This is a genomic window from Streptococcus sobrinus DSM 20742 = ATCC 33478 (genome assembly GCF_000686605.1).
GTDB lineage: Bacteria > Bacillota > Bacilli > Lactobacillales > Streptococcaceae > Streptococcus > Streptococcus sobrinus.
Genome location: NZ_JMLC01000023.1, coordinates 24,039 through 35,973, shown reverse-complemented (window position 1 = coordinate 35,973; position 11,935 = coordinate 24,039). Strand labels below are relative to the sequence as shown.

The following is an 11,935-nucleotide window of genomic DNA, read 5'->3' as shown; positions in this document are numbered from 1 at the left end:
GACCAAGGTTGGCAGTATCAGCACGCTTCTTATCACCATTTTCTAAAAGAGCATAAGATGATACCATCCATGTCTCGTAAGGGTAACAGTTTAGATAATGGAATGATGGAGTCTTTCTTTGGAACCTTAAAATCTGAAATGTTCTATGGCTTTGAGAAGGACTTTCCATCCATTGAGGCCTTAAAGCTCGCAATCTCAGATTACATTGCTTATTACAACAATAAACGGATTAAATTAAAACTAAAAGGACTGAGTCCTGTGCAATACAGAACGCAATCCTTTACTTAAACTATTATGTCCAACTTTTTGGGGTCACTACAACCATGCTAGGGTTATTTCTATGATAAGACTAATAAAGTACAGATGCCACTTGGTTTATTCAAGACTAAAAATTTTAATACCAGTTTCTGTATCCTCAACCAAAATCGAATACTTGCGGTATTTCCAAAGCAAGAGGTAGGAAAAGTAAAAATCTCCTACGCACATGGCTGTGTGAATGACTGCTAAGAAGAGATAGGCAAGGGGAGAAAGTGTCCCCAAGGCTAGAAGCAGGGTCAAGAGCAGGCTGGTCAGGACAAAGGGGGCCAAATAAATAATTAGCATCTGGCTTCTAGGATATCGAGAACCAGGACTGGTGGCATTAAAGAGGCCCAAACGCCAATCAGTACCATACTTCAAAGGATTCTCAGGCTTGAAAAGTTTGAAATAAAAGCCATGAATCCCCTCGTGGATAACCAATAAAAGGGCCAAAGCAAAGGGAGCGAAAAAAGGCTCCCACCAATAATTAAAAAAGATATTGGAAATGCCAATAATCAGTCTGGACAGCCAAGAAAAAAAGAAAAAGAAGGGTATACAGAGCAAAAGGCTGGCGCAAAGCAGCCCTACTGATAATGCCTTTCTCTGTAAAATATTTAAATCCTCAATCAGTTCCATCTGGGCCTCTCCCGCCACGTTCCTTTAATCTTATCCCTGTAAGCCAATGCCAAATCGTATGTCATTACTCTTTATTGTATCATGTCCATTCTATTTTGCCAATCTTATAGATTAAGATTACTCTCAATTGAAGTCAATTCTAATAAAAATCAAAAGCAATTTAACCATAAAAAAGCCAAGCTCAGATGAACTTGGCTAGAACTGAGAAAATTTCACTGACTTGGTGGAAATACTTCCTCAACTTTAATTGATAGTTTTCAAGAAACCGCCTATCCAAATAGGTTTAGGGCTCCTATCCGTTCTACTGCTTCAGCCAGGCGTTCTGGTTCAACCAGAAGACCGATTCTGACATAGCCATCGCCTGCTTGACCAAAGCCCACTCCTGGTGCAACCGCAACATGGGCCTTCTCTAGCAAGAGGTCCGCGAAACTTTGGCTAGTGTAACCCCTAGGGACTGGCATCCAGGCATAAAAGGAACCCTTGGAAGGAAAGGCCTGCCAACCAATCTTGGCTGACGCTTGGACAAAAGCCTCCCGTCTTTGGTCGTAGATCTGATTGAGCTGGACAATAGCTTCCTTGGCCTGTGGATCCAAAAGGGCCGCTACTCCAGCATCTTGAATAGCAGGAAAGATGCTGACGAAGAGGTGGTCTTGAATGAGGTTGAGGGCTTCAATCATATCGGCATTCCCAGCCGCAAAGGCCAATCGCCAGCCGGCCATGTTAAAGGTCTTGGAGAAGGTATAGAGTTCAATACCGACCTCCTTGGCCCCCGGTGTAGACAGAAAGCTAGGATTTTCATAGCCCTGGTAGCCCAGGGCACCATAGGCAAAGTCGCTGACGACACCCACTTGGTACTTCTTAGCCCAGGCCACTAAGTCTTGGTAGAAGTCAGATGTGGCGACAGCTCCTGTCGGATTATTGGGATAGTTGATATAGATAAATTTAGCCCTTCGGGCGATCTCTTCGGGAATGGCTGCTAAATCTGGCAGAAAGTCATTCTCAGCCAGCAGAGGGAAGGTTTCATAGTCTACTCGTCCCAAGGCTACACCTGAGAGGTAGTCGGGATAGCCAGGGTCCGGTAACAAGAGCAGGTCGCCAGGATTCATCAGAGCCCAAGGAAGCTCAACCAAGCCAATTTTGGATCCGCCTAAAACGCAGATTTCCTTCTGACTGTCTAGAGCAATCCCATAATTTTCCTTGTAAAAGTCAGCTGCGGCCTCCTTGAAGGGAGGGTTCCCTCGAAAGAGGGAATATTTGTGGGATGCAGGCTTGGCTGCCGAGGCCTGTAAGGCTTCCACAATAAAGTCATAGGTGGGCTGATCAGGATTACCCTGACCTAGATTGATAACATCGGCCCCTTGAGCTATCTTGGCATTGACCTTGGCCACTAGGTTAGCAAAAAATTGCTTGGGCAGGCCCTTCAATAATTGCGATTCTTCAAATTTCATACCGTCCTCCTCAATGATAAAGCTCTGGCTTGCGGTCGTCAAAGACAGGAATATGACCACGAGTTTGGTCCACTTGGGTCAAGTCCAAGTCCGCTGTAAAGATGCCTTCCTGATCATCGGAGGCTTGGAGAATAACTTGGCCTAATGGATTGATAATCAGGGAATGACCGTTAAAATGATTATCGGGATCATCTCCTACTCGGTTGACTGCTACGACAAAGGTCTGGTTTTCCACGGCCCGTGCCTTGAGAAGGATCTCCCACTGCTCCATGCGATCCTGGGGCCACTCAGCCACAACAAAGAGAATTTGGGCACCGTCAGCCATGAGGGTCCGCAACCATTCAGGAAAACGGATATCATAGCAGATGACATTGCTAGCCTTGACTCCTGCTAGTTCAAAATGACTCTCTTGCTGACCTGCGGTCAGGTACTGGTCTTCTGCCATCAATCCAAAAAGATGGACCTTATCGTAGCTGGACAGAAGCTGGCCGTCCTTTCCGTAGACATAGGTCCGGTTGAAAAATTGACCAGCTTCCTGGACAGCTACCGAGCCAGCAACGAGGGCAACCTTGTGCTCTCTGGCAAACTGGCTGAGCAATTCCTGAGTTTTCTGGCCTTCCTTATCAGATAGTTGAGCCAAATCAGATAGGGCATAGCCCGTATTCCACATTTCCGGCAGGACAATGACATCAGGCTCTTCTTGGACTGCCTGATTTAAAAGTTGCAAGACCCGAGCAAAATTTTCCTGAGGCCGACCAAAGGAAACCGCCATCTGAATTAGAGAAACACGCATAAACTACCACCCTTCACGACAAACTTGCCTATATTTTAACACAATTTCTATTGTCTGATTATTCTGAACTTAGAAAATAAGAAGTTTTGACGAATTAGTTTGCCCGTCCTTTATATGGGAGCGGGGATTGGGGGGCTTGCTTAGAACATGATTAGGAACCTAGTTCTCAGCCCTAACGGGCTTAAGGATCTTAGTCTTTGCTTCGCAAAACTAAGTCAACAGCTCTAAGCTCTTTTGTAAAGTCTCGCTAAGAGCTGTAGAAAACTGGGTCATTGTGCCTAAGTTCTGTTTGGCAATCGCAAAAGACTAATTTGGAACGTAGATGGAGACAAAACGTAGCTACTTTCCTATTTTAGGCATTAAACAACTTGACGCAGTGGTTGATTGGAAGCTCTTTTCCCTTGCCTGGCAAGTGAAAGCGGCCCTCCTAATCAACTGTGCGGGAGTGTGACAGAAATGGCTCTAAATTCAGCTTCGCCATTCTAGCTCACTTCATTAATAGCTATAGAAAAACCAAACCCATCTGGGCCTGGTTACTAATTAGTTGATGATTACTGGACTGCTTCGATTGGCAGGTTCATACCTTTCCAGCCTCCGAGGGCACCCGAGAGTTCATAAGCCTCAAAGCCAGCTGACAATAATATGAAAAGTGCTTGCTTTCCTAGTGTGGTACCACTATTCCAGTCATAGACAACATAAGTTTTCTTTTTATCTAAATGTTCAAGCTGATTGGCTAAGTCTTTTGCAGGAATCGCCAGAGCTCCTTTGATCTGGTCTTTCTTGACATGAGCTGGTGCATTTCGGACGTCCAAAATAACATAGGGTGATGCTTCTGCTTCCATGGCTTTCAATACCTCAAAATGGTTAATATAGAGGCTTAGGTAGGTTTCTAATAGTTCAAGTTTCGTCATTTTATTTTCCTCTGATTGCTTTGGCAATGGCTAAGAAAGTTTCCCTTTGGCTATCACTTAGATTGGCAATGACAGCCATTTCCACGGCACGCATTTCTTGCCATATCTCTTTAACGGTCTTTTTTCCCTTGGAAGTTAAGACCAAAATGTTTTGTCGTCTATCTTTGGGGTTACGCTCCCTTGCAACAAATCCTTTCTCTTCTAGCTGATCAATTAGTTGCCCAATGGTCGTTCTATCTAAGTTCAGCTGTTCTCCTATCTTGACCTGAGTCAGATTTGGATAGGTATGAATAGCTAGAAGAACCCCATAATAGCGAGAATCCCGATAATCCAGACCAATTTTTTCCAGCTGTTGGGCAAATTGACTGTCCATCTTCTGAGCAACCTTACTCAAGCTATAACCCCAAGAATCTTCTAAAATCAAAACTAATCACCCTTTCTGATTATCAGTAATACTGATTATATAGTTTAATTAGATGATTGTCAAAGAAAAACCAAGCCTAAATGGACTTGGTCTATCATTCTATTTGCTAGGGAATTTGAATTATACTCGAGTCTAGGCCTGAAAAATTTTGAGGCCATTCTCGGTGTCTTCGACTAGAATCTTGTGACTACGATGTTTCCAAGCTAGGACATAAACGTAATAGAAATCTCCAACACAGCCAGCGGCGTGAAGGCTGGCTAGGAAGATGTAATAAAAAGCGGGTAGCCAACCTAGAGCTAGAAGGAGGGTTAAGAGGAGACTGTTAACAATAAAGGGAGCTAAGCCGATGATCAGCATTTGTCCTCTGGAGTAGAGGGAGCCAGGGCTAGTGGCATAGAGCATGAGCGACTTCCAAATCACACCAAACTTAACCTTATTCTCAGGCTTAAAGAGTTTGAAAAAGATACCATGAATCCCCTCGTGCAAAATAAGGATGACAACTAGCAAGAAGAGCTCCAGAAAAGGATCCCAGAGGTTAAAGCCAAAACGGATTTCTGGACTGCCAGTTACCAAACTGTAAAGTCCAAGAAAGAGGAAGAGAAATGGGAAAAAGGCTAAGAGGGCGGCTAGGTTCAAGGCCACGATTAACCACTTATTGTCCCTGACATTGATTTCTTGGAGCAAGGTCATAAATATGTCCTCCTTTTCTATAGATTATGATCCAGGCAAATAATTCAGTAAACGTTTTCAACCTTATTTTATAGCATTGCTGCTGTTCTGGCAAGCACTTCAACAGTTAAGTGGCCTTATTCCAGTTTCAGCTTTCTAGTTAGCGTTGTTAAGAAAAACAATACTGAGTTAAAATCAAAACTATCAATTTGATACTTTCTTAAAAAGTGCGGACGCAAGCAAACTTCTTATGAAGTTTCATTGCAACACGAGGTTAGGTCAGTCGATTTTACTGGCTTGAGCGAGTTAATCAGGGGGCTAGCCAATCGCTATAGGGATCGGCGTTAAACATCGCTACTTTAGTAGCTGATGTATTTGCCCCGTGATAAATTTTGAGCCTCAGTCTCAAAATTTCCGTTATTAGCAACAACCGTTCTTGTTGCTAATAATGCCACTTTGGCGAAAGTATCACTTTATCATTCTGTCATCCAGCTAAAATACTCGGCTTTTTTAGTGAATTGTGTCTATGTTGGAGTAAAAAATAGCAAGTTTTGAACTTTAAAGAGTATAAGGAACCTCGTTCTCAGCCCTAACGGGCTTACGGATCTTAGTCTTTGCTTCGCAAAACTAAGTCAACAGCTCTAAGCTCTTTTGTAAAGTCTCGCTAAGAGCTGTAGAAAACTGGGTCAATGTGCCTAAGCTCTGCTACACAATCGCTAAGGACTAGTTTGGAACGTAGATTTCACAATGTGAAATCTGCACCAATAGCTCTAAATTCAGCTTCGCCATTTTGGCTCGCTTCATTAAGACCTATAGAAAAAACCAAACCGATGGGGCTTGGTCTTTCATTTCTATCTTGATTTTGTCGCTTAATTTAGAGTTTGTCGGCTACGGCGTCCAGGAGGGCTTGGATGGCGGAGGCGTCTGAGCCACCGGCCATGGCCATGTCTGGCTTACCGCCACCACGACCGTTGACGATTGGTGCTAGCTCCTTAATCAGCTTACCAGCTGGTACAGCCTTGTCCTTGCTGGCAACCAGAACATTAACCTTTTGGCCAATAGCTGCAGCCAGGACGAGAACGTCGGAGTAATCGGCTTGCTTCCACTTATCCGCAAAGGTCCGTAGGGCTCCGGCATCAGAGACTTGGACTTGGCTGGCGATATAGCGGTGGCCAGCTGCTTCCTTAACATCCTTGAAGACATCGCCTGCAGCAGCTGCAGCTGCCTTTTCTTTGAGCTCTGCTACTTCTTTTTGTAGGTCACGGTTAGCTTCATTGAGACTGGCAACCTTGGCTGGCACTTGTTCTAATTGAGGCACCTTAAGGGTGGCAGCCACTTTCTTGAGAGCATCTTCTTGTTTGCGGAAGGCTTCAAAGGCTTGTTGACCGGTCAGGGCTAGAATCCGACGGGTACCTGAACCGATTCCTTCTTCCTTGACAATCTTGAAGAGGCCAATTTCTGAGGTATTGCCCAGATGGGTACCACCACAGAGCTCGATAGAATAGTCACCAATCATAACCACTCGGACTTCCTTGCCATACTTTTGACCAAAGAGGGCCATGGCACCCATTTCCTTGGCGGTATCAATATCAGTTTCGATAGTTTTAACAGCGACAGCCTGCCAAATCTGTTGGTTAACTTCTTCTTCAATGCGACGGAGCTCTTGAGCAGTCACAGCTTCAAAGTGGGTGAGGTCGAAACGCAGGAATTCTTCCTCATTGAGGGAACCAGCTTGGGTAGCATGGTTGCCGATAACCTTGTGGAGGGCGGCGTGGAGGAGGTGGGTCGCCGTGTGGTTCTTTTCAACCGCATAGCGACGCTTGTGGTCAATTTCCAAGTGGTAGCTTTGTCCCAGTTGCAAATCAGCCAAGACTTCTACCTTGTGGAGGGCTTGACCATTAGGAGCTTTTTGGACATCCAGAACACGAGCCAGAACTTGGCCATCTTGATCTTGGATTTCTCCCTTGTCGGCTACCTGGCCACCCATTTCCGCATAGAAGGGAGTTTCCTTGAAGACCAAGAGGGCTTCTTGACCTGCCTCCGCCACCTCAACTCGTTCATTATCAACAATGATGACAGAAAGGCTAGAATCCAAGGCCTCTTTTTCATAGCTGAAGCTGGATTCTTCGACGATACCAGCCAGGGTTTCATTTTGCATGCCCATAGAACCGCCCTTGACAACAGCTGCCCGTGCCCGCTCTTGCTGTTCCTTCATGGCAGCTTGGAAACCGGCATGGTCAATCTTGTAGCCCTTATCCTCAGCCATTTCTTCGGTCAATTCAACTGGGAATCCATAGGTATCATAAAGTTTGAAGATATCCTTACCTTCTAGGGTATCCTTGTCAGCTGCCTGGAGTTGGTCCAGAAGGTCTTCCAAATGGCCAGTACCAGCATCAATGGTGCGGGCAAAGGTTTCTTCTTCCCGCTTGACAATCTTTTGAATGAAATCCTGTTTTTCCAGAATTTCGGGGTAGTAGGATTCCATGATTTTACCAACCGTTGGCACCAACTTGTAGAGGAAGGTTTCTTTGATGCCCAACTTGCGACCGTGCATAACTGCCCGGCGAAGGAGACGGCGGAGAACATAGCCTCGGCCTTCATTTCCTGGTAGGGCCCCATCACCGATGGCAAAGCTGAGGGCCCGAATGTGGTCAGCCACCACTTTGAAGCTCATATTGTCGCCATCTGGATCATAGGTCTTGCCAGACAGCTTTTCAACTTCACGAATAATTGGCATGAAGAGGTCGGTTTCAAAATTGGTCTTAGCCCCTTGCATGACGGCAGCTAGACGCTCCAAACCAGCCCCCGTATCAATGTTCTTGCTTGGCAGTTCTTGGTAATCCTTGCGGTCCAACTTAGGGTCAGCATTGAATTGAGAGAGAACGATATTCCAGATTTCGATATAGCGGTCGTTTTCAATATCTTCGGCCAAGAGTTTGAGACCAACATGGTCTGGGTCGAAGTCTTCGCCTCGGTCAAAGAAGATTTCCGTATCGGGACCAGAAGGGCCGGCACCGATTTCCCAGAAGTTGTCTTCGATCGGTACCATGTGGCTGGCATCCATACCGCAGGCAATCCAACGGTTGTAGGTATCTTTATCATCTGGATAATAGGTGACAAAGAGTTTTTCCTTAGGCAGGTCAAACCATTCTGGACTCGTTAGGAGCTCGTAACCCCACTCAATAGCTTGGTCACGGAAATAATCACCGATAGAGAAATTCCCCAGCATTTCAAACATGGTATGATGACGGGCGGTTTTCCCGACATTCTCAATATCATTGGTCCGAATAGACTTTTGAGCATTGGTAATCCGAGGATTTTCTGGAGTGACAGAGCCGTCAAAATATTTCTTGAGGGTCGCAACACCAGAGTTAATCCAGAGCAGAGTTGGGTCGTTGACCGGAACCAGGTTAGCGGATGGTTCTACGGCATGACCTTTGGATTTCCAGAAATCCAACCACATTTGACGAATTTGTGCTGAGCTTAATTGTTTCATTGAAAAAAATTCCTCTCTTATTTTTTATAATCTTGTCCTTATAGGCTGACTAATTGGCTGCAGCTCCTGACTGCTGCTCTTTAACATAGTCAATGGCGATAACTAGGGAAATGACTAGATCACAGTATGCGTCATCAAAGACCTGGATATTGTAGGTAGAAGTCAATTTCAGCCACTCTTGGTCAATTCGAGCGATCGCCTGACCATTTTGATAGAGCTGGAAATTCATATCCCAGAAATTACCCTGCACCTCCATGCCTAGGTTGGCAATGGAATAGTGAGGTTTGATAAGGGTCAAATCCTTCTTGATAGTGAAAGACTGGCCATTGGCCAAGTTAACTTGGAACTTGGGCAGAAGACTAAAGAACTGCCTATCAATCTGGCCAACCAGATTGCCCTGCATATCCATGATTTTAAAGGTCTTGGGAATCTTGAAGAGGCTGCCCTCAACCTGATAGCAGGGCAGGCCCAATTCATCGCTGATGGTGAACTTGCCTCCCAGCGAAAAAAGTTTTTGTTTAATTTTAAAAGTTTTCATCTTATCTCCCCACTAATAACTATTAGAGTTATTTAAATCTGGTTTTAAATAACCATCCGCGTTGAAGTAAAGAACATCTGCTACCAAGGTTAAAACAAAGTCTCGGTAGGCTTGATTATAGAGACTAACTTGAATACTATCCTTAATGAATTGGAGCGAGTGACCAATATCGGCCAAAACCTGACCATCTGCATTTTGAATTAATCTAAAATTTAGGATCCAGAGATCACCCTGAATCGTAAAACCAGGTAAATCAATAGCCCGCGAAAAGCCATGTTTATAAAGCCGAAAACTAAAGCCTGTTGAAGTTTGAACCTGATGGTCAGGTTTGGTTGGTTTAACTTTGCTAGCTTGACCAACCAACCGACCGCTCGTAATCTCTTTGAGGACAAAGCCTGTCGTATAGTTGCCATGTTTGGTCAGAGTATATTCCGGCCGATAAAGAGCTTGGCCTTGATTATTGTCAATAGAAAAATGCAGCGGACTAAACTTCCAAGTCTTTCTGTTGATTAAAAATATCTCCATAACTTCATTCCTTCTTATCATCTCCAGTGACTCATTCCTACATGAGTTAAGAATAGCTAAAAAAGACAAGCTCAACAATGGGGAGGGCGAACATGGCCGCGGTACCACCTCCATTTAATGAACTTGTCATTCTTCATCACTTATTTGATTTTGATCTTGAGTAGCATGTTTAAATTACCCGTCTGGCTCGCAGCGACCGCCAGATTTCTGAACTGGTAGATTTTAAACAATTCTCAATTTTAGATTAAAAACTAGCTTTTATTTAGATTTTGAAGAGCTTGAAGTTGAATTGCCATTCAGACCGTATTGACTGAAGAGTGAACTGTAGGTCTTATCCTTGACAGTCACATTATATTCCTTCAAGAGGCTAGCAATGACTTGAGTCTTGAAGCTAGAATCACTAGTCTTTTGATTAACGTAGATAGTGGTCAAACGTTTCTTGTAGTTCTTCCAGTCTGGATTTTTTTCAGTCTTGGCTGTCACCTTGATCACGTAGTAAGATGTTGAGTTGTCGCTTCCTTGAACCTTGATGGTATCTGACACACCATCCTTATCTAGTTTGAAGGCAGCCTTTTGAACATCTTCTGGCGGCAAATTGCTTGATTTGTCTGAATCATATTTATCACCAGAGTCAAAGCTTACATTTTCTTGACCGTTATTGTCTTTGACGATTTGACTGAAATCGGCTCCGTCAGCTGTAGCTTGATCATGGATAGAATTAGCCTTGCTCTCATCATCTGTCTTAACATAGCTGATGGTGACATCTGGATTATAGTCTTTGTAGAGTGATTTGAGTTTCTTTTCGGTCAAATCTTTCTTAGCAGTCGCCTTCAAAGCATAGTTTTGCAACAACTGCAGGCGGATGAGGTTCTTATAGCTATCTTGTGTATAGCCATATTGTTCCAACATACTTGAGAAGTTTGAACCAGCCTTTTTAGCCGAATCGTTGTATTGCTTATCAACTTCATCTTGGCTGACTTTTTTACCATACTTATCTTCGAGGATATCAGATAAAATTGTTTCCAGAAGGGCTTCCTTGGTTGCTTGATTTCCCTTTTGACGAGCATAAAGGTCTGCAACAGTGATTTCCTTCCCCTTCATGCTGGCCAAAACAGTTTGTTGGGACGGACGACTATTTAAATAGAGATAGGTTCCAACACCACCGATAACCATCGCTAAAACAAAGGTCAGAAGTCCTCTGAAAATCTTACTACCGAAGATGGTGGCAATAGAGTTCCAAAAGCTTCCTTGTGTTTTCTTTTTCTTCTTTCTTTGGTCTTTTCTAGCACGTCGGTTTTTGTCTTTCACTTCATCCTGAAATGCTCTTTTATTAGCCATATTCTACTCCTTCTTGTTAGGACATTTCTGTCCTTATCGTTAACTTGTCCATTATAACATACTTTATTCAATCTTGCCTAGTCTGGTAGAGTGACATTTGGAGCATTTTTGCGAATCATCAGGAGACCATCACTGATTGGCAGGAGGCTGGCTGTCAAATCTGGATTATTCAAAGTAGCATCCATCAATCTCTGTAGACCACGGTAAATGGTCCGCTGACCTCGCTTGACTTCTAAAATAGGTTTGACCAAATCGCCTCCTTGGAAGACATCATCAATAACGATGACGCCACCAACTTGCAGGCGTTTCAAGACCTGGGGTAAGAAAACAATGTACTTGGACTTGGCCGAGTCCATAAAGACGAAATCATAGTTATCTTCCAGGCTTGGCAGGATATCAAGAGCATCCCCTTCTACCAGTTTAATTTGTTGCCGACTGTCGTACTTGACTAGATTTTTTCTAGCCAAATCCAACATCTCTTCATTGCGCTCCAAGGTAGTAATCTGAGCTTGCGGTGCATAATGCGCCATCAGGAGGGCTGAAAAGCCAATAGCTGTTCCGATTTCGAGAATTGATTTGGGTGCCAGAGTCTGCATAAGAAAGCGAAAATAAGCCACTACTTCTGGCTGGATGATGGGGATATTTTCCTGGCGGGCAAAGTCTGCCAGTTCTCTCAGATGGCCTGTTTCCTGCTTCTGGTGGGTCCGTATATAGCTGACAACCTCTTCCTTGACCACAGGGCGGCGCATATTGTGATTAGCATTTTTACTGTATGTTTGAACCATGGTCTTATGATAACAAAAGCGAGAGGGATTTGTAAAGGTAGAGAATTTTCCAAGACCAAAGTTAAAAAATTAACC

General features: G+C 44.1%; 12 protein-coding genes. 1 reads left to right on the top strand and 11 read right to left on the bottom strand.

Annotated features, from left to right (window positions below):
* Positions 1-288: IS3 family transposase (locus BS63_RS0108055; RefSeq protein ID WP_028798504.1), on the top strand; the 288-nt coding region annotated here is incomplete at its 5' end.
* A gap of 87 nt (positions 289-375) precedes the next feature.
* On the opposite strand, the gene BS63_RS0108050 is transcribed toward BS63_RS0108055, so the two are convergent.
* The 11 genes from BS63_RS0108050 to BS63_RS0107995 all read right to left on the bottom strand — a co-directional run bounded on the left by BS63_RS0108050 (position 376) and on the right by BS63_RS0107995 (position 11,860).
* On the bottom strand, positions 376-933 hold the full coding sequence (locus BS63_RS0108050; protein ID WP_019769916.1) for a DUF3267 domain-containing protein: 558 nt from the start codon (positions 931-933) through the stop codon (positions 376-378).
* Positions 934-1,202: 269 nt separating this feature from the next.
* On the bottom strand, positions 1,203-2,381 hold the full coding sequence (locus BS63_RS0108045) for a pyridoxal phosphate-dependent aminotransferase (RefSeq protein WP_002959543.1): 1,179 nt from the start codon (positions 2,379-2,381) through the stop codon (positions 1,203-1,205).
* Positions 2,382-2,391: 10 nt separating this feature from the next.
* Positions 2,392-3,174, bottom strand: coding sequence for a carbon-nitrogen family hydrolase (locus BS63_RS0108040; RefSeq protein ID WP_019770515.1), 783 nt, complete (start codon positions 3,172-3,174; stop codon positions 2,392-2,394).
* 551 nt (positions 3,175-3,725) lie between these two features.
* Positions 3,726-4,085: a rhodanese-like domain-containing protein gene (locus BS63_RS0108030; protein WP_002962620.1), complete on the bottom strand. Its 360-nt coding sequence runs from the start codon at positions 4,083-4,085 to the stop codon at positions 3,726-3,728.
* Between the two features lies 1 nt (position 4,086).
* Positions 4,087-4,509 carry a MarR family winged helix-turn-helix transcriptional regulator gene (locus BS63_RS0108025; protein WP_002962619.1) on the bottom strand — a complete coding sequence of 141 codons (423 nt, stop codon included), beginning with the start codon at positions 4,507-4,509 and terminating at the stop codon, positions 4,087-4,089.
* 132 nt (positions 4,510-4,641) lie between these two features.
* Entirely contained in the window at positions 4,642-5,199 is a 558-nt protein-coding gene (locus BS63_RS0108020; RefSeq protein WP_002962618.1) for a DUF3267 domain-containing protein, read from the bottom strand.
* 853 nt (positions 5,200-6,052) lie between these two features.
* Positions 6,053-8,674 carry an alanine--tRNA ligase gene (alaS, locus tag BS63_RS0108015; RefSeq protein WP_019780131.1) on the bottom strand — a complete coding sequence of 874 codons (2,622 nt, stop codon included), beginning with the start codon at positions 8,672-8,674 and terminating at the stop codon, positions 6,053-6,055.
* A gap of 49 nt (positions 8,675-8,723) precedes the next feature.
* Entirely contained in the window at positions 8,724-9,212 is a 489-nt protein-coding gene (locus tag BS63_RS0108010; protein WP_002959913.1) for an LURP-one-related/scramblase family protein, read from the bottom strand.
* Positions 9,213-9,224: 12 nt separating this feature from the next.
* Entirely contained in the window at positions 9,225-9,737 is a 513-nt protein-coding gene (locus BS63_RS0108005; protein ID WP_002959915.1) for an LURP-one-related/scramblase family protein, read from the bottom strand.
* Between the two features lie 258 nt (positions 9,738-9,995).
* Positions 9,996-11,075 (bottom strand): peptidylprolyl isomerase PrsA, encoded by a 1,080-nt coding sequence (locus tag BS63_RS0108000; protein ID WP_002959917.1) that lies wholly within the window; start codon positions 11,073-11,075, stop codon positions 9,996-9,998.
* 77 nt (positions 11,076-11,152) lie between these two features.
* Positions 11,153-11,860: an O-methyltransferase gene (locus BS63_RS0107995; RefSeq protein WP_002959919.1), complete on the bottom strand. Its 708-nt coding sequence runs from the start codon at positions 11,858-11,860 to the stop codon at positions 11,153-11,155.
* Positions 11,861-11,935: the final 75 nt, after the last annotated feature.